The 17,475-nt window shown below is 68.3% G+C and carries 18 protein-coding genes; 8 read left to right on the forward strand and 10 right to left on the reverse strand.

Annotation, left to right across the window (positions count from 1 at the left end):
- Nucleotides 1-125 (reverse strand): biotin/lipoyl-containing protein (locus ON22_RS08955; protein WP_043739951.1); only part of this gene is annotated, 125 nt, incomplete at its 3' end.
- 253 nt (nt 126-378) lie between these two features.
- On the opposite strand from ON22_RS08955, the gene ON22_RS08960 reads away from it, so the two are divergent.
- Nucleotides 379-732: an oxidoreductase gene (locus tag ON22_RS08960; RefSeq protein ID WP_033245059.1), complete on the forward strand. Its 354-nt coding sequence runs from the start codon at nt 379-381 to the stop codon at nt 730-732.
- Nucleotides 733-1,027: 295 nt separating this feature from the next.
- Here the strand turns inward: ON22_RS08960 and ON22_RS08965 are convergent, their stop codons facing one another.
- Together ON22_RS08965 and ON22_RS08970 are read right to left on the reverse strand one after the other, a co-directional pair.
- The gene (locus ON22_RS08965; RefSeq protein ID WP_033245060.1) at nt 1,028-2,539 is read right to left on the reverse strand and encodes a leucyl aminopeptidase; all 1,512 of its coding nucleotides are present in this window, start codon (nt 2,537-2,539) and stop codon (nt 1,028-1,030) included.
- Between the two features lie 10 nt (nt 2,540-2,549).
- The gene (locus tag ON22_RS08970) at nt 2,550-3,353 is read right to left on the reverse strand and encodes a TetR/AcrR family transcriptional regulator (RefSeq protein ID WP_033245061.1); all 804 of its coding nucleotides are present in this window, start codon (nt 3,351-3,353) and stop codon (nt 2,550-2,552) included.
- A 101-nt stretch (nt 3,354-3,454) separates the two neighbouring features.
- Here ON22_RS08970 and ON22_RS08975 point away from each other — a divergent pair, with 101 nt between their 5' ends.
- The 3 genes from ON22_RS08975 to ON22_RS08985 all read left to right on the forward strand — a co-directional run bounded on the left by ON22_RS08975 (nt 3,455) and on the right by ON22_RS08985 (nt 6,597).
- Entirely contained in the window at nt 3,455-4,066 is a 612-nt protein-coding gene (locus tag ON22_RS08975) for a GNAT family N-acetyltransferase (RefSeq protein WP_033245062.1), read from the forward strand.
- A 241-nt stretch (nt 4,067-4,307) separates the two neighbouring features.
- Entirely contained in the window at nt 4,308-5,402 is a 1,095-nt protein-coding gene (gcvT, locus tag ON22_RS08980; RefSeq protein WP_033245063.1) for a glycine cleavage system aminomethyltransferase GcvT, read from the forward strand.
- A gap of 94 nt (nt 5,403-5,496) precedes the next feature.
- On the forward strand, nt 5,497-6,597 hold the full coding sequence (locus ON22_RS08985; RefSeq protein ID WP_033245064.1) for a branched-chain amino acid aminotransferase: 1,101 nt from the start codon (nt 5,497-5,499) through the stop codon (nt 6,595-6,597).
- 61 nt (nt 6,598-6,658) lie between these two features.
- Here the strand turns inward: ON22_RS08985 and ON22_RS08990 are convergent, their stop codons facing one another.
- From ON22_RS08990 to ON22_RS09015, 6 genes are all read right to left on the reverse strand, one after another.
- Nucleotides 6,659-7,372, reverse strand: a complete 714-nt coding sequence (locus ON22_RS08990; protein WP_033245406.1) for an MBL fold metallo-hydrolase — start codon at nt 7,370-7,372, stop codon at nt 6,659-6,661.
- Between the two features lie 312 nt (nt 7,373-7,684).
- A complete protein-coding gene (locus ON22_RS08995) occupies nt 7,685-8,434 on the reverse strand; it encodes an adenosylcobinamide-GDP ribazoletransferase (RefSeq protein WP_033245065.1) in 750 nt (249 codons plus the stop codon).
- A 25-nt stretch (nt 8,435-8,459) separates the two neighbouring features.
- Complete coding sequence (gene cobT, locus ON22_RS09000; protein ID WP_033245066.1) at nt 8,460-9,548, reverse strand: nicotinate-nucleotide--dimethylbenzimidazole phosphoribosyltransferase; 1,089 nt, start codon at nt 9,546-9,548, stop codon at nt 8,460-8,462.
- Nucleotides 9,549-9,878: 330 nt separating this feature from the next.
- The gene (locus tag ON22_RS09005) at nt 9,879-10,511 is read right to left on the reverse strand and encodes a maleylpyruvate isomerase family mycothiol-dependent enzyme (RefSeq protein ID WP_033245407.1); all 633 of its coding nucleotides are present in this window, start codon (nt 10,509-10,511) and stop codon (nt 9,879-9,881) included.
- A gap of 76 nt (nt 10,512-10,587) precedes the next feature.
- On the reverse strand, nt 10,588-10,779 hold the full coding sequence (locus tag ON22_RS09010) for a hypothetical protein (protein ID WP_033245067.1): 192 nt from the start codon (nt 10,777-10,779) through the stop codon (nt 10,588-10,590).
- 197 nt (nt 10,780-10,976) lie between these two features.
- Nucleotides 10,977-11,645 (reverse strand): DUF3043 domain-containing protein, encoded by a 669-nt coding sequence (locus ON22_RS09015; RefSeq protein ID WP_033245068.1) that lies wholly within the window; start codon nt 11,643-11,645, stop codon nt 10,977-10,979.
- Between the two features lie 250 nt (nt 11,646-11,895).
- On the opposite strand from ON22_RS09015, the gene ON22_RS09020 reads away from it, so the two are divergent.
- Together ON22_RS09020 and ON22_RS09025 are read left to right on the forward strand one after the other, a co-directional pair.
- On the forward strand, nt 11,896-12,252 hold the full coding sequence (locus ON22_RS09020; RefSeq protein ID WP_033245069.1) for a HesB/IscA family protein: 357 nt from the start codon (nt 11,896-11,898) through the stop codon (nt 12,250-12,252).
- Between the two features lie 286 nt (nt 12,253-12,538).
- Nucleotides 12,539-13,510, forward strand: a complete 972-nt coding sequence (locus tag ON22_RS09025; RefSeq protein ID WP_033245070.1) for a carbohydrate kinase family protein — start codon at nt 12,539-12,541, stop codon at nt 13,508-13,510.
- Nucleotides 13,511-13,613: 103 nt separating this feature from the next.
- On the opposite strand, the gene asnB is transcribed toward ON22_RS09025, so the two are convergent.
- On the reverse strand, nt 13,614-15,557 hold the full coding sequence (asnB, locus tag ON22_RS09030; RefSeq protein ID WP_033245071.1) for an asparagine synthase (glutamine-hydrolyzing): 1,944 nt from the start codon (nt 15,555-15,557) through the stop codon (nt 13,614-13,616).
- Nucleotides 15,558-15,997: 440 nt separating this feature from the next.
- On the opposite strand from asnB, the gene ctaC reads away from it, so the two are divergent.
- Both ctaC and ON22_RS09040 read left to right on the forward strand, forming a co-directional pair.
- The gene (ctaC, locus tag ON22_RS09035) at nt 15,998-16,984 is read left to right on the forward strand and encodes an aa3-type cytochrome oxidase subunit II (RefSeq protein WP_231508664.1); all 987 of its coding nucleotides are present in this window, start codon (nt 15,998-16,000) and stop codon (nt 16,982-16,984) included.
- 13 nt (nt 16,985-16,997) lie between these two features.
- The gene (locus ON22_RS09040; protein ID WP_033245072.1) at nt 16,998-17,414 is read left to right on the forward strand and encodes a cytochrome c oxidase subunit 4; all 417 of its coding nucleotides are present in this window, start codon (nt 16,998-17,000) and stop codon (nt 17,412-17,414) included.
- Nucleotides 17,415-17,475: the final 61 nt, after the last annotated feature.

Below are 17,475 nucleotides of genomic sequence, written 5' to 3' on the forward strand. Positions count from 1 at the left end.
TCGGTGGAGACCTCGAGCAGCGGCTCGTCGACCTCGACCGTGTCTCCTTCCTGTTTCAGCCACCGTGTCACCGTTCCCTCGGTAACGCTCTCACCAAGAGCGGGCATCTGGACGGAGAAGGCCATGTCCGTTGACTCCTCTAACTGCTCGACGGGTCTACAACAGTTCGTTCCGGTGGATCCCGTCGCGGGTCGCGACAGTGTTCCAGCCGACGTTCATTCTGCGCGGCGCCGGAGATCCGTGTGGTTGTTGTTCCGGGAACCATCCTTGCACCCGTCGCCGCGCGCGGTTACCGGAGGGCATCCCATTCTGCTATCCGGCACCATGGAATCACCGCCCTGTACGGCGGGTTCGGTAGCGAGCAGGAGGTGGGCCGCAGTGGGCTTACTCGATCGTTTCCGTCGCGTCGCACCTGGGCGTGGCCGTGTTTCCCGTGGCCGCTCGCCCGAGGCGGCGTATCTGGCGGACTGGGTGCGTACGCATACCGGAGTGGAGGGTTTCGTAGAACCGAAGACAACTGTGACCGATGTCACCGCTGTGCTGGTCGCCGCGGATGGGGAGTGGACCCGGCGGATCGTCGGCGAACGCGGCGCCCGGCGACTGGCACGTGATCTGGGTATCCCGGTGTACGACGTCGGCAAGACCGGCTACCCGCAACGGATGCGCGACTACGACGCCCGCCGCCGGATCGAACGGAAACACGCGCTCGAACGTGAACTCGGCGAGGACTGATCGGCGCATCCCCCGGCGGTGTAGTCGGCACCCGCACCGGTACGCCACGGGCGGCGGGCGCTACTTCCGGCGAACGGCCGCGTGTGTGCCCACCCGGTATCGGTCGCCGCCGTGGCATCCCGGGCCGCGAACCGAGGATTCGTCCATGAGTGTCCCGCCTGGGACACGTGCCGCTGACGCGGGTAGTCGCGATCGGGCGCCGGATTCGGCCGGGCGGGGGTCCGGTATCCGGCGCCGCCCGAGGACGGCGCCGGATGTGGCTCGCTTCGCTAACTGCCCGGACTCGGCCTGCGACCTATTCGGCGGCGATATCCTCGAGCACCGCAATGAGTGTGCGCACCGGAACGCCGGTACCGCCCTTGCCGATATAGCCGAACGGTCCACCGGTGTTGTACGACGGACCCGCGATATCGATATGCGCCCACTGCACGCCCTCGGGCACGAATTCCTTCAGGTAGGTGCCGGCCACCAGCATTCCGCCCCAGCGGTGCGAGGTCGCGTTGACCATATCGGCGACCTTGGAATCGAGGTCGGCGCGCAATTCCTTGGGCAGCGGCATCGGCCAGCCGTGCTCGCCGACCTCACGGGAGATGCGGGCGACGCGGTCGCGGAACTCGTCGGTGCCCATCACACCCGGGGTGCGGGTACCCAGCGCGACCATCTGCGCGCCGGTGAGCGTGGCGACGTCGATCAGGTACTGCGGATCGTCCTCGCCCGCGCGGACCATGGCGTCGGCCAGGATGAGCCGGCCCTCGGCGTCGGTATTGGTGACCTCGATCGTGGTGCCGCCGTACTGGGTGAGCACATCGCCGGGCCGCTGCGCGGTATCCGAGGGCATGTTCTCCGCCATCGGCACGGTCGCGATCACGGTGACCGGCAGGCTGAGGCGTGCCGCCAGCAGGGTCGTCGCCACAACCGCCGCCGCCCCGGCCATATCCGAGGTCATGTTCTCCATATTCGCGGCCGGTTTGATGGAGATACCGCCGGTGTCGAAGGTGATGCCCTTGCCCACCAGCGCGACCTTCTTGTCGCCGCCCCGGTAGGTGAGCCGCACCAGTCGCGGCGGCCGCGAGGACCCCTTGCCGACACCCACGACGCCGCCGTAACCCCCGGCTTCCAGCGCTTTCTCGTCGAGGATCTCGACCTCGAGCCCGGCGCCCTCGGCGAGCAGTTCGGTGCGGCGCGCGAATTCGGCCGGGAAGAGGTGACTCGGCGGGGTGTTCACGAAATCGCGTGCGGTGGCCACGGCCTCGGCCGTCAGCTGCGCGCGCAGCAGCGCGTCACCGCCGAAATCCGGTTCGGGGACGAGGAGTTCCAGCCGGGCGAGCGGGGCGGCCTCCGGTTTCGGCGCGGATTTCGCGGACCGGAACGGAGTGAAGGAGTAGGCGCCGAGGTAGAAACCCTCCACGGCCGCGCCGATATCGAGACCGGACAGCGTGGTGACGGCCCGGGTGACCCCGGTCAGCGAGCGGGCGGCGACACCCGCGCTGCGGCGGATCTGCTCGACGTCGAGGTCTGCGGCGCTGCCGAGTCCGACGGCCAGCACGCTGGTGACATTGTCCAGCCCGGCCGGTGCGGGCACCCGGATCAGCTGTTCGGCCTTACCGGTGCCGCCGACCGCGGTCACCTGATCGAGCAGCCGGGCGCGCAGGTCGGCGCCGAGCACATCGCCGAAAAGATCCTCGGGCACCAGGACGGGCCCGTCGTCGGTGGTGGCCACACCGACGACGAGGACGTCGGTGCCGGGCTCGATGGTCTGGGTACGTGCCAATTCCGGTCCGAGCGGACGATCTGCGACAGCTGTCATGGCTTTCAGGCTATTCGGTGGCGGTCCGCTGCCGTACCGCGACACCGTCGAGGAGCATGTCCACGCCGTAGGACAGCAGCGCGTCGAAGTCGAGCTGCGGCGGCGGCACGGCCTGCGGATCGAATACGCGATACAGGGTGGGCCGGGTCGTCGCGTCGATGAGGTCGGCCAGGCCGGCCGGAACCGACTCGGTGCCGTCCGGCCCGCCGAACCGGTCGATTCGTTCCGACGCCCACAGCAGGGCCAGGCCCTGTACCAGCGCCGAGTAACTCAGATAGGCCGACATCAGTTCGGTACGCGGCAGGTCCACTTCGTCGAAGGCCGACAGGGCGCGTTCCAGAGTGTCCAGCAAGCCGGGCCCGAGCGGTGGCCGGAGGCGCGACAGCACCGGCAGCACCCACGGGTGGCGCCGGTAGAGCTGCCATTCGCGCTGCGCCTCGTAACGCAGGCGCGCACGCCACCCGGACAACTCGCGGGGCGGTGGCGGGGGAGCGTCGACAACCAGGTCGACCATGGCGGCGAGCAACTGTTCGCGATCGTCGAAATACCGGTAGAGCGCCGCGGTCGTCACCCCGAGTTCCCCGGCCAGCCGGCGCATGGTGAGGCCGTCGAGACCGGAGCGGTCGGCGAGTTCCACGGCCGCCCGGGTGATCGCCACCGCCGACAGGCGGCGCGGCGCCGGACGTTCGCGCGCCGGTGCCGCGGTCTGCCGGGCACGGTAGGCACGCGCCTGGCAGGAACGGGTGCAATACCGCCGGCGCCGTCCCCGGGCCGGTTGCCGTAGTTCCGCGCCGCAGCGCGCACAGTGGGTCACGAACTCGATTTCAACACACGAAATTCCGTGACGAAATAGTGGTTCTGCTGTGGTGAGGAGCATAAGTTCGCCTACAGGAACACCATTCACAAGGAGGCGACGTGGGTACGGAACTGGTTGTGCGGCGTGCGGAAAAGAACGATTTCGACGCGTTGATGACCGCGCTCCGGGCAGCGACCCCGGACGAGGCGGTCACAGAGTGGATCATGCGCGATCACCCGATGGACCAGTTCCTCGATATCTACCTGCCGGAGATCGTCGAACGCGGGCTCGACGGCGACGAGATCTGGGTGGCGGGCGCCGGGGACGAGATCTGGGCGGTCTCGGTCTGGCAGGCCGTCGATTCGGTCGATCGCTTGATCGCCGAGGCCGCCACCGCCCGCGAATATGCCGACCGGGCGCCGGATGTGCGCCCGCTGCAGCGTTCCGCCTATGTCACCGAGCTGCTGGCCAGGGAACATCCGCGGCGGTTTCCGCACCGCTATCTGGAGTTGATCGTCACCGTTGCGCAGTTCCGGGGACGGGGCGCCGGCGCGGCGATCCTCCGCCATCGCACCCGGGCGCTGGCCGCAGCGGGGATGCCGGCCTATCTGGAGGCCAGTACCGAGCGGTCGTCGCGCCTGTACGAGCGGGAGGGGTTCGTGCGGATCGGCGAAACCCACACCCTGCCGGAAGACGGGCCGACGCTGATCCCGATGTGGTTCGAGGCCTGAGCATTGCCCTCTGCCGTCGTGTCCTCACGTACCCGAGATCTGAGGCCCAGGCCGAACCGGCGTCGACGGCCACAGGCTGCCGGGCCCCGATAGAACCCGGCCCGAAGCAGCCGCCGAGTCCGCGGGCACCGGGCCTGAGCGGCTCGGGCCCGAACCGGCGACGGGGAGACTGCTACCGGGGAACACCGAGACCCGGCGCGGGGCTCGCTGGGGACGCCCAGGGGCGGGATAAGCTCGCCGGGTGAGTGACGCCGGGCTGAAACAGGGACCTGTCCATGGAGTTCATGCCGAACTCGGGGCGAAATTCGCGCCGTTCGGCGGCTGGGAGATGCCGGTCTCCTATGCGGGCACCGTGGCCGAGCACACCGCGGTCCGGGAATCGGTGGGGCTGTTCGACGTGAGCCATCTGGGCAAGGCGACGGTACGCGGGGCGGGGTCGGCGGAATTCGTGAACTCGGCGCTGACCAACGATCTGGGCCGGATCGTCCCGGGGAAAGCCCAGTACACCCTGTGCTGCACCGCCGACGGGGGAGTGGTCGACGATCTGATCGCCTACTTCGTCCGCGACGACGAGATCTTCCTGGTGCCGAACGCCGCGAACACCGCGACGGTGGTGGAACTGCTGGCGGCCGCCGCGCCGCCGGCGATCACCGTGACCGACGAACACCGCGACTACGCGGTATTCGCGGTGCAGGGCCCGCAGTCGACACAGGTCCTCGACGCGCTGGGACTCCCCACCGACCTGTCGTTCATGGCGTTCACCGATGCCGACTGGCACGGACAGCCCGTCCGGGTCTGCCGGACCGGCTACACAGGCGAGCACGGATACGAACTGCTGCCTGGTTGGACCGGTGCCGAGGAACTGTTCCGGGCCCTGGTCGAGCAGGTGCGGGCCGCCGGCGGCGCGGTGGCCGGGCTGGGCGCACGCGATACCTTGCGCACCGAGATGGGCTATCCGCTGCACGGACACGAGCTCTCCACCGAGATCACGCCAGTCCAGGCCCGGGCGTCCTGGGCTGTCGGCTGGGCGAAGACGGACTTCTGGGGCAAGGCGGCACTGGAGGCCGAACGTGCGGCCGGCGCGCGGCGGATCCTGCTCGGCCTCGAGGCGCTCGACCGCGGGATCCCGCGAGAGAACCAGACCGTGCGCCACGACGGCCGCGAGGCCGGCGTGACCACTTCGGGAACTTTCTCGCCGACCAAGCAGATCGGGATCGCCCTGGCCCTGCTCGACCCGGCGATCACCCCGGGGAGCGAGGTCGAGGTCGATGTGCGCGGGCGGGCGCTGCGCTGCACCGTGGTGCGGCCGCCGTTCGTGAAACCGCGCACCAGCTGATCCGGGCCGCGTAGCGGGGAGAAACCGCCTCCCGGGATGCCGGAGAACAGACCACCGCGTATTCTGCCCGACCCCAGGACATAGACTGCTGGTCATGACCGCTGCTGCACAGTTCGCCCGTATCCCTCATCCTGCGCCCACCCCGGCGCAGCGGGTACAGGAGATTCTGGCGGCACCCGGTTTCGGCCGGTTCTTCACCGACCATATGGTCACGATCGACTACACCGAGGCCGACGGCTGGACCAACGCGGTCGTCGAACCGTACGGCTCGCTCACCCTCGACCCGGCGACCATGGTCTTCCACTACGGGCAGGCCATCTTCGAGGGGCTCAAGGCCTACCGGCAGCCGGACGGGCAGGTCGCGTGTTTCCGGATCGACGCGAACGCGGCCCGGTTCCGCCGTTCCGCGCGCCGGATGGCGATGGCCGAACTACCCGAGGAACTGTTCATCGAATCGGTGCGTCAGCTGCTCGAGGTCGACTCGGCCTGGGTGCCCGCCGCCGGCGGCGAGGAATCGCTGTACCTGCGGCCGTTCATGTTCGCCACCGAATCGGGTCTGGGTGTGAAACCCGCTTCCTCGTACAAGTACCTGGTGCTCGGCTCGCCCGCCGGGGCCTACTTCCCGCGCGGCGTGAAACCGGTACGGGTGTGGCTGTCCACCGAATACGTGCGCGCGGCGCCCGGCGGTACCGGCGAGGCGAAGGTCGCCGGTAACTACGCGGCCTCGCTGCTCGCCCAGGCCGAGGCCACGGCCAAGGGCTGCGATCAGGTGGTGTGGCTGGATGCCGTCGAACGCCGCTACGTCGAGGAGATGGGCACCAACAACCTGTTCTTCGTGTACGGCTCCGGTGCCGACGCCCGGCTGGTGACCCCTGAACTGTCCGGGTCGCTGCTGCCGGGAATCACCCGCGATTCGCTGCTCACCCTGGCCGCCGACTCCGGCTATCCGGTCACCGAACGCAAGATCTCGGTGGAGGATTGGCGCGCGGGCGCGGAATCCGGGGAGATCACCGAGGTTTTCGCCTGCGGTACCGCGGCCGTGATCACACCGGTCGGCTCGGTCTGCGGGCCGGACGGCGAATTCGTGATCGGCGGCGGCGAACCCGGCGAGGTGACCATGGCGCTGCGCGATACCCTCACCGGAATCCAGCGCGGCACCTTCGCCGATGTGCACCAGTGGATGCGGGTGCTCTGAATCCCCGCTACATCCCGTGATCACCGGGTACCGGATCGCGTCCGGTACCCGGGCGGCGGGGTCAGCCCGGCATGAGGGCGTGCCATTCGGCCAGTGACCGCGGGCGCAGCACGTAGTTGTTGTCGCGGATCGAGTCCAGCGAGGCATGCGGGTCCGCGGAATACCAGTGACCCGGGTACACCTCCGGGTTGATCGGCATATCCGCCAGCGACCGCAGGCTGGCGAACATGGCCGCGGAATCACCGCCCGGGAAATCGGTGCGACCGCAGCCGTCGATGAACAGAGTGTCTCCGGCGATGAGCTTGTCGTCCACGAGGAAGCACTGGCTACCGGGGGTATGGCCCGGGGTGTGCAGGAATTCGATATCGAAGACGCCGACACTCAATTTGTCGCCGTGCCCGTGTCCGGTCAGTTCGCTGGGCGCGATCCCGGTGACATTCGCCACCCAGGATTTCTCCTCGTCGTTCACATGAACCGGGACGGTGGACTCTTCGAGCAGTTCCTTCACACCGCGCAGCGTGAAACCCATCATCGAGCCGCCGATATGGTCGGGATGGTGGTGGGTGACCAGTACCCCGGACAGTTTCAGCCCGTCGTTCTCGGCGATACCGGCCAGATCGCCCGCGGCGTAGGCGGGGTCGACGACGACGCATTCACCGGTGTCCCGGTCACCGATCAGATAGGCGAAATTACGCATCTGTGTGGCGATCGGGTCGCCCACGGCGAAGTCCCGGCCGGCCAGCAGTTGACGGAAGTAGAGGCGCTCGGCTGACATACCTTCCACCTTATGGGCAGTGACGCGGCGGTGAGACGCTGCGTTCGCAATATTGAGGCGGGTGACATCAGAGCCTGCCGGCATTGTGGCGCACCACGTGTCTGGGTCACTATGCACCGAAGATCAGACACGCCGGAGCCACACGGAAACGAACCGGCCATCGCGCGCCGCGATCGGGTCGTGGGGTCTTCGTGAGTCGTCCGACCGGGTCGGCGGGGGAGTGCCGCACGGCGGCGCGGTGATGTGCCCAACGTCGGTCTCACCCGGTGCCTCCGATCGAATGATGCCGGGCGATTGTCGTGTGGTGCCGTTTCAGGCAGCGTTCGCCGCAACAGCGAACCCCAGCGCGGACAACGCCGTGGTGAGCTCGACGGCGGCGCCGAGCAGATCGCCGGAGAGGCCACCGATCCGGCGGACCGCGTGATCGGCCAGCCGTACCGCCACCAGCAGCGTGAGGACCGCAACGAGCGGCCCGGACCACACGAGCCCGGGCACCGCGAAAACCGATACCGCGGCAGCCAGGACACCCCATACCGCGACCGTGATCCGGGGCTGAGTTCCGGCGACCAGCGCGCCGAACCGGGTATCGGGCGCGGGTTCGATACCGCGGCGGCATGCGGCCACGACCGCGACCCGGCCCAGTGTCACCGCCAGGATCACCGCATACCAGTGCCCGGATGTGGCGAGGGTGGTGAACGCACCGGCCTGAATACCGGCGGACACCACGATGGCGGCCACCCCGAACGGTCCGGCGCCGCCGCTTTTCATGACCTCCCGCGCGCGCTCCGGCGGACCGTACACACCGAGGCCGTCGAAGGTATCGGCCAGCCCGTCCAGATGCATTCCCCGGGTCAGCAGCGCCAGTACCGCGACCGCGGCGAACCCGGCCGCCGCTCCCGCGGGTTCCAGTAGCCACAGCACGGCCGCTGCCGCGAGCCCGAGCGCAAGACCGGCGATCGGGGCGAGCGCGATCGCGCGGGCGGCCGCGCGGCGGTCGACCTCGTCCGGCCCGCGGACGGGGAGCACCGTGAGCCAGGAGAAGGTGAGCCGGAGGGTCAGCACAGCGCAGTCTCCGTGCCGGAAGCCGTCACTTCCGCATATCGATAGCCGGGCTATCGGCAGGGCCGGTGGGAGCGGCGGCCGTGCTGACCCCGGCGTCGGCGAAGGTCGCCATCTCGGCGAGTACCGCCACTGCCGAACGCAGCACCGGCAGCGCGGTGAGCGCGCCGGAACCCTCACCGAGCCGCATATCGAGGCCGAGGATCGGGTCGAGTTTCAGTTTCGTCAGCGCGGCCGTATGCGCGGGCTCGGTGGAGCGGTGCGCGGCCATCCACCAGGCCGAGGCGCCCGCCGCCAGATCTTCGGCCACCAGGGCCGCGGCCGCGACGATCACCCCGTCGAGCAGGACCGGTGTACGCCGGGCCGCCGCCTGGGCCAGGAAACCGGTCATCGCCGCGATATCGGCGCCACCGGCCACCCGCAGCAATTCGACCCCGTCCCGAGCGACCGGCCGGGCCCGCCACATGGCGTCCCGGACAGCCGCGACCTTGCGCATCCAGCCGTGATCGTCGACGCCGGTGCCGCGGCCGACCACCTTCACCGGTTCGGTACCGGTGAGAGTCGCGATCAGCACGGTGGCCGGTGTCGTGTTGCCGATCCCCATATCCCCGGCGATCAGCAGATCGGTGCCCGCATCGATCTCCTCGTCCGCAATGGCCCGGCCCGCGGCGAGCGCGGCCGCGACCTCCGCGGAGGTCAGCGCATCCGCCCGGTCGATGGCGCCGCTGGACCGGCGGATCTTGTGCGCGCTCACCGCCGGGTCGGTATCGGCGGCGACCGCGATATCCACCACCCGCACGCCGGCATCGGCCACTCGGGCCAGCGCGTTGACCGCCGCCCCGCCCGCCTGGAAATTGGCCACCATCTGCGCGGTGACCTCGGTCGGAAATGCCGAGACGCCATGGGCGGCCACACCGTGATCACCCGCGAACACCACTACCCGCGCCCGCTCGAACTGCCGCGGCGGGCACACCCCCTGGCAGGCGGCGACCCAGTTGCCCAGCTCCTCCAGCCGCCCCAGCGACCCCGGCGGTTTGGTCAGCGACGCCTGCCGCTGCTCGGCCGCCGCCCGGACGCCGGCATCCGGCGGAGCAACGGGTGCGAATCCCTCTGACACTGGTGGAGCCTTCCGGTCGGGTAGCTGACAGGCCGGGACGCAGACCGGAAGCCGGTGACCGGCCCCCGGCCGCGATGGCCGGTCCTTCCGACAATATTGCCCGCCCGTCCGGGTGACAGCGCGAGGCACCCGCCCGCACACGATCGTCGGCCCACTCATCAGGCCTACCCGCCGCGGTTTCCTGGCGGCTTCCGCGCAACCTGCATGGCATGCCGCGCTGTGTCCGCGGTCTCCGGGGGTGTTCGCCGTCGGCGGCACAGCTCCGGTCGACATCCAGGGCAGCGCGGCGGCGGCCCCGTCACCGCCGGTGTCACCGCCCGGCCGGAGGCATCAATCCGCGATTCGGGACCGCAAGGTGGGTACACCCGGCCCGGTGAGTTCGGCGCAGTAGTCGGTGCGGCCGGCCATTGTCATGACCAGCGCCAGGGTGCTGCCCCGGACCTCCGGGCCCGTACCGATATCGAACGGCCCGTCGGTGGCGACGAGGTGCACACCCTTGCGGACCGTGCGACCGGCCACGGTGAAATCGCGTTCGGCGAAGAACCGGGCGACCTCGGTGACCGCGGTGAGCTCCGGGCTCCCGGACAGTCCGAGCGGCCGGCGGATGTCCTGACCGTGCACGACGATCTCACCGAGCCAGGCCGGTGTATGCCCGGAGGGAGCGGTCGTACTCGTGACCACCGCCCGGAAGCGGGCCAGCGTCTCATCGGGACCTGCCCCGCGATGCTCGCGCATCCGCCGCTGATTGTGCAGGTCGGGATCGAAACGCGCGCCGGCCATACTGCGGATCCACCGCCACCGGCCGGTACTCGCCGCGGCAGTGAGATGTGCAACGACTTCCTCGACCGTCCACTGCCCGCACAATGAGCGGGCGGCCCACTGATCCGGTGTCAACTCGGCGAGTTCCTCGGCCAATGCGGTTCGTTCCCGGTGTATCGCGGCCCAGACCTCGGCACGCGGCATGTTCTCCACGAGGCATATGCAAGCACGCGTCTATGACATATCGGCGCGGGCGCGCGACGACCCGGACCACCGTGTCTCACGCCAGGACGTTGCCCGTGCGTGCCATGACGTCGCCCGCCGCCTCCGGTTCCCGGGCGCGTGCCATGCGCTGAACCAGGAACCGTTCGGCGCGGCGCAGTACGGCCCCGCTGCTCTGCGCCGAGATCAGTTCGGGTATCCGTGCACAGCAGGCGTTCGTCGAGTGAACCGGTTGTGTGCCCGCGAGCATGCACAGTGATTCGGGCTGTGGCTTTCACCCGCGGGCGGCGATATCGGTATCCGCCGGATCGGGGATCGCGGTGGCGATTGAGCGGACAGGGCCCACCGCCCACGGATTCGGCGTAGGTGGATTTCCCGACCGGGCGTCGCCGAGCACACCCAGCCACGGACAGGTGCCCCGCGGGCTCGGGTGGCGGTACCGGAAGGTCAGATGGCGTCGCCGGGGCCGACACGCGGTTTCGGCGCGCGCATCTTGCGCATCTGCGAGGCGCGCACGAATGCGTACCAGCCCAGCCGGAAACCGGTATCGGTGCTCTTGGGGAAGCGTTCCCGGACCCGCCGGTTCACGATCCGGCCGAGCAGGAAACCCTCGGCGATCATGAACGCCATCATCACGAGCATGGCCAGAGTGACGATGGACTGCCATGCCGGGGCGGCGAACATGGACATGATCAGCAGCAGGGCCATCGGCATGAACAGCCCGACCAGATTGCGGCGGGCGTCGACGATATCGCGCACGTACGCGCGCAGTTCCCCGCGGTCGCGCGGCAGCAGGTACTTGTCCTCGCCGGCGAGCATCCGGGCGCGGCGGTCCTGTGCGGCGGCCCGGCGTTCCGCGGCCGCGGCCTTGCGATCGGCCTTGTTGCCGCGGGTCTCCTTGCGGCGGGCGCGGGCTTCCTTCGCGGTCATCGGTGGTGGCGCGACGGGGCCGCGGCGGCGGCCCTCGGCTTCGCGCCGGCTCGGCGTCGGCCGGCCTTTTCCTGCAGTGGGGGTGGCTTTTGCCGGTGCCGCGTCGGCCTCGGTGGCGGTCGCGGCCCGCGAGCTGTCGGCGGGTACGTCGGTACCGCTGGACTCACCGCGTCGGAACAACTTCACGGTAACCAGGCTAATCGGTCGGCTGACCGGCCCGGAAGCCGGGCGGTTGGCGGGTGGGAACGGTCACCACCCGGCCCGGTCGTGGCGGTCCTCACGGGCGGTAGGTCCGGATACGATTCGCGAACCGACCCGGGTGCTGTGGCGAGCGGGGCCTTAGATGGCAAGATGGGGAATAGCAGCCCGTCCGAGGGTGTTGACCCCTGAACCGTGCGCTGTTCACGGACCGACCACGCTGTCCATAGGAGAGTTCATGACTGTGCAGAACGAGACCGCCACCGAAACCCATGGCGTGAAGCTGACCGATACGGCCGCGAGTAAGGCAAAGGCGCTGCTCGATCAGGAGGGCCGCGACGATCTCGCGCTGCGGATCGCGGTTCAGCCGGGCGGTTGCGCCGGGCTGCGCTACCAGCTCTTCTTCGACGACCGCACCCTCGACGGCGACCTGACCGCCGAATTCGGCGGTGTCACACTGACTGTCGACCGGATGAGCGCCCCGTACGTGCAGGATGCCGCCATCGATTTCGTCGACACGATCGAAAAGCAGGGTTTCACCATCGACAACCCGAACGCTACCGGTTCCTGCGCCTGCGGCGACTCCTTCAACTGAGTGTGTGCCGCTGCGGCGGCACATGCACCTCGGTCCAAGCGTTCATCCCGCGATACTCGCGGTTGCGCCGCAACAGCGTGTCGTGGCTTGAACGCGTGGCCGGGCTGTGGACTCCGGCATCGTCAACCCGGATTGCGAGCCGGAATCGGCTGTTGCCCGTGGGTATCGCAGGATAAACACCGTTTACGACACATAGTCGTAGCCCCGGCGAGTTGATACGGTAACTCAGCGGGGGCAAGGCCCCGTTCACTTTCTGTTCGCGCTGATTCCGAAGGGGCCCACCTACGTGTCCATAGCTGTATCCGCGTCCGTCGCGACCGACCATCTCATGCGTTTCCCCGGCCGGTTCGCCGACGCACTGCTGCCCGATCAGCTCGAGCATGTCTCGCTGAGTTTCCTCGTCGACGATCTGGTCGTCCGGCGGGGCGGGGTGGGCGGCAATATCGCCTACGCCATGGGTCTACTCGGCCGTGCACCGCTGCTGATCGGCGCGGTCGGCCGCGATTTCGACGACTACCGCACCTGGCTCGAGAACAGCGGTGTCGACTGTTCGGCGGTCCGGGTTTCCGATACCGCCCATACCGCCCGCTTCGTCTGCACCACCGACGAAGATATGGCCCAGATCGCCTCCTTCTACCCCGGGGCGATGAGTGAGGCCAGCGATATCTCGCTGACCGCGCTCGCCGAACAGCGCCCCCTCGAGCTGGTGCTGATCGGCGCGAACGATCCCGAGGCCATGCTGCGGCACACCGCCGAATGCCGTGAACTGCACGTGCCGTTCGCCGCGGACCCCTCCCAGCAGCTCGCCCGCCTCGACGGCGACCAGGCCGTACAGCTCATCGAGGGCAGCACGTACCTGTTCACCAACGAATACGAATGGGGCCTGCTCAAGCAGAAGACCGGCCTCACCGACGAGGAGATCGCCGCCCGGGTCGGGGTGCGGGTCACCACCCTCGGCAAGGACGGCGTGCTGGTGGTCGATACCGACGGCACCGAGGTGCGGGTCGAGGCGGTACCGGAAACCGCAAAGGTCGATCCGACCGGTGTCGGCGATGCCTTCCGGGCGGGTTTCCTCACCGGTCACACCTCCGGCCTGAGCCTGCAGCGCTCGGCCCAGCTCGGTTCGCTGATCGCGGTGCTGGTGCTGGAAACCGTCGGCACCCAGGAATGGACGCTGGACGCCGACGCCGCCCTGAAACGGCTCGGCGAAGCCTACGGCGCCGAGGCCGCCGCGGAGCTCGAACCGCTGCTGCGCTGACCTGTACCGCATGCCGCGCCGGGCTCATAAGGAGAGCGGGTGGCAGTAGTACTCCGAAGGCCCCGCTCGTTCATCGAGCGGGGCCTTCGATAGGTCGTGCCTGCTAGACCTGCACCGGGTAGGTCGGTTCGGCGATCTCCGGTTTGATCCGGTCCTCGACGAAGATCCCGTGCCAGATCATGAACACCAGCAGCGTCCACAACCGGCGGCTGTGATCGCCGTCCCCGGCGCGGTGTGCGTCGAGCATCGCCATAACGGCCGCCTTGTCGAGCAGGTGGCCGGTCTGCGATTCGGTGATCTGCTGCCGGGCCCAGTCGTACAGTTCGGTACCGCGCAGCCAATGCCGCAGCGGGACCGGGAACCCGAGTTTCGCGCGATGCAGTACATGCCCGGGGACGATGCCCTCGAGCGCCTGCCGCAACGCGTACTTCGTGGTCTCCTTGGTGATCTTCTGCTCCAGCGGGACCTGTTCGGCCACCCGGAACACCTCGGTGTCCAGGAACGGCACCCGCAGCTCCAGCGAGTTCGCCATGGTCATCTTGTCGGCCTTGACCAGGATATCGCCGCGCAACCAGGTGAACAGGTCGAGATGCTGCATCCGCGTCACCGGATCCCAGCCCGCGGACCGTTCGTAGATGTGGGCGGTGACATCCTGGTGGGTCCATTCCGGGCGGAACTCCCGCAGCACCGACCGCAGCTGGGCGTCGCTGAAACTACGGGCGTTGCCGTAATAGCGTTGTTCCAGGGTGAGCGATCCACGATGCAGCAGGCTCTTCCCGCGCGTGCCCTCCGGGATCAGATCGGATACCTTGCCGGCCAGCCGGCGCAGTCCGCCCGGCAGTTTGTCGAACGCGGCCAGCGACAGCGGTTCCCGGTAGATGGTGTAGCCGCCGAACAGTTCGTCGGCGCCCTCGCCGGACAGCACGACCTTGACGTGCTTCCGGGCCTCCTTGGCCACGAAATACAGCGGCACCAGCGCCGGATCGGCCACCGGGTCGTCGAGGTACCAGACGATCTCCGGGATCGCGGCCGCGAACTCGGCGGGAGAGACCACCTTGACGATATGCCGGGCCCCGATCGCGGCGGCGCTTTCGGCGGCCACATCGACCTCGGAATAACCCTCGCGCTCGAAACCGGTGGTGAAGGTGATGAGGTTCGGGTTGTGCCGCATGGCCAGCGCCGCGATGGCGGTCGAATCGATACCACCGGACAGGAACGAGCCGACGGTGACGTCGGCGCGCATATGTTTGGCGACCGAATCCTCGAGCGCGGCCGCGATCTCGGAGTACCGGGCGGCCTCGCTACCCGCCGCGAACGGGCGGATATCGAATTTCGGTACGAAGTAGCGGGTCGTCACCGGCCGTTCGCCGGGCCGCACGACCGCATAACTCCCCGATTCCAGCCGCCGGATACCGGCATGCAGCGTTTCCGGTTCCGGAACGTACTGCAGCACGGTGTAGTGCTCGAGCGCGCGATGGTCGAGCGATTCGTCCAGCCCGAGATCGGGGAGCAGCTCCAGCAGGCTCTTCTTCTCGCTGCCGAACGCCGTACCACCGGACCCGGTGGCCAGGAACAGCGGTTTGATACCGAAGGGGTCGCGGGCCAGGAACAGTTCCCGGCTGCGCGTATCCCAGATCGCGAAGGCGAACATCCCCCGTAACCGGCGCACCGCCTCGGGACCCCAGTAGTGGAACGCCGCCACGATGGCCTCGCCATCGCCTTCGGTGGCGAACATCGGCCGCTCGCCGAATTCGGCCGCGTGGTCGCGGGCCAGTTCCTCGCGCAGCTCCAGATAGTTGTAGATCTCGCCGTTGAAGGTGAGCGCATAACGCTCGGGGTCGTCGGCCGGGCCCCAGCGCAGCGGCTGATGCGAATGTTCGATATCGATGATCGAGAGCCGGTTGAAGCCGAAGATCAACTGGTCGTCGTGCCAGGTACCGCGCTCATCCGGCCCCCGGTGCCGCACACAGTGCAGGGCGTCGTACACCCGTTCCACTGTTTCCGGCGCTGCGGTATCGGACGTCAGAAATCCGAGCAGTCCACACACTGCGGCGCTAACCTCGTTTCCTCTGGTCGGGGGTCCGCGCCGAGGGATGCGGGCGCGGCGGGCGAAATCTAGTGTCCGAGTATGCCGCACGCCCGGTTTTCCCGTGCGATACACCTCCGTTCTGCGGCTACGCTGTCGCGCGGAGTGTCGAAGCCGACCCGACGGCGTACCGGGCGCGTGTTTGGTCTACGCTGCGTAGTACTCGGACTGTTCCGGGTGGTGCCGCGTGGTGCGCGGAGCCCCCGGAAGGCCCGATGAGCTGTTTGTCTGTATCACCGGAGGCGTCCCGCCACCGTGGATGCGATGTCGGAATGTGTGGCGACCAGGAAGGCGTGAGCGTGGCGCACAAGGCGAGCGACGAGATCGGGGCACGGCCTGCCCGGCGGCGGGGTAGTGTCCTGCGGCGGGCCGGACTGGCGGTATCCCTCGGGATCACCGCGATGCTCGTCTCCGGCTGCTCGATCGACAATGTGTGGTTGCGGTTCGGCTGGCCCTCGGGTGTCACCCCGCAGGCGCACCGGATGCGGGAACTGTGGACGTGGTCGGTCGTGGCCGCCCTGATCATGGGTGTGCTGGTCTGGGGTCTGACCTTCTGGACCATCATCTTCCATCGTAAGAAGAAGGACTCGCCCGAGTTCCCGCGGCAGACCGGTTACAACGTGCCGCTCGAACTCAGCTACACGGCGATCCCCTTCGTGATCATCGCGGTGCTGTTCTACTTCACCGTGGTCGTGCAGAACTACGTGCACGAGAAGGTCGACGATCCCCATGTGGTCGTCGACGTGACCGCCTTCCAGTGGAACTGGAAGTTCGGTTACCGCGAGGTCGACCTGAAGAACGGCTTCACCCACAACGGTGTCGACACCGTGCGTGAGGACGCCAACCAGGAGCAGTTGCGGGAATACGCCGAGCGGACGAACGAGGACGGCCACGAGCAGCCGGGCCCCGTGCACGGCCTCCCCGAGAACGACATCCTGTCGTTCCTGCACTACAACAAGATCGAAACGGTCGGTACCAGCACCGAGGTGCCCATCCTGGTGCTGCCCACCGGCAAGGTGATCGAGTTCCAGCTCGCCGCCGCCGACGTGATCCACGCGTTCTGGGTTCCGGAGTTCCTGTTCAAACGGGACGTGATGCCGAACCCGAAGGAGAACAACTCCGACAACGTCTTCCAGATCACCGAGATCGATCGTGAGGGCGCGTTCGTGGGCCGTTGCGCGGAGATGTGCGGCACCTTCCACTCGATGATGAACTTCGAGGTGCGGGCGGTGACTCCCGAGAAGTTCGAGAACTACATCAAGGCCCGGGAATCCGGTATGACCAACGCCGCGGCACTGGAATCCATCGGCGAATCGCCGGTGGCCACCTCCACCCAGCCGTTCAACACCGATCGCACGGTCCAAACCGATACCACCGAGAGCAAGTGAGGACTGATCTCCGATGAGGATCGAAGCACGATTGTTCGAACTGCTCACGGTGTTCTTCATCATCGTGGGTGTGATCTACGGCTTCTTCACCGCGCAATCGCGCACCGGTATCGAATGGGCGGGGACCACGGCGATCGTCCTGACCGCCGGCCTGTCGCTGATCATCGGCACCTATTTCCGTTTTGTTGCCCGCCGCCTCGACCTGCGGCCCGAGGACTACGAGGACGCGGAAATCGCCGACGGCGCGGGCGACCTCGGGTTCTTCTCGCCCGGTAGCCCCTGGCCGATCATGCTCGCCGGCGCCGCCTCGGTCACCGCCCTGGGCTTCGCCTTCTTCGAGCCCTGGCTGATCGGTACCGGGGTGATCCTGGTCCTCGCCGCCGCCGGCGGCCTGGTCTTCGAGTACTACCTCGGCCCCGAGAAGCACTGAGTTCAGGCGCCACCAACGGCGCAGGAGCGAACGAACCCCGCTGTCCGGACGGACAGCGGGG

Source organism: Nocardia carnea NBRC 14403, from assembly GCF_000308515.1.
GTDB classification, from domain to species: Bacteria; Actinomycetota; Actinomycetes; order Mycobacteriales; family Mycobacteriaceae; genus Nocardia; species Nocardia carnea.

Excerpts from the sequence above, each read along its gene's own strand:
- ON22_RS09020 (WP_033245069.1), top strand. The coding sequence starts at position 11,896 with ATGACTGTGCAGAACGAGACCGCCACCGAAACCCATGGCGTGAAGCTG.
- ON22_RS08985 (WP_033245064.1), top strand. The coding sequence starts at position 5,497 with ATGACCGCTGCTGCACAGTTCGCCCGTATCCCTCATCCTGCGCCCACC.
- ON22_RS09005 (WP_033245407.1), bottom strand. The coding sequence starts at position 10,511 with ATGCCGCGTGCCGAGGTCTGGGCCGCGATACACCGGGAACGAACCGCA.
- ON22_RS09010 (WP_033245067.1), bottom strand. The coding sequence starts at position 10,779 with ATGCTCGCGGGCACACAACCGGTTCACTCGACGAACGCCTGCTGTGCA.
- ctaC (WP_231508664.1), top strand. The coding sequence starts at position 15,998 with ATGCTCGTCTCCGGCTGCTCGATCGACAATGTGTGGTTGCGGTTCGGC.
- ON22_RS09040 (WP_033245072.1), top strand. The coding sequence starts at position 16,998 with ATGAGGATCGAAGCACGATTGTTCGAACTGCTCACGGTGTTCTTCATC.
- ON22_RS08965 (WP_033245060.1), bottom strand. The coding sequence starts at position 2,539 with ATGACAGCTGTCGCAGATCGTCCGCTCGGACCGGAATTGGCACGTACC.
- ON22_RS08990 (WP_033245406.1), bottom strand. The coding sequence starts at position 7,372 with ATGTCAGCCGAGCGCCTCTACTTCCGTCAACTGCTGGCCGGCCGGGAC.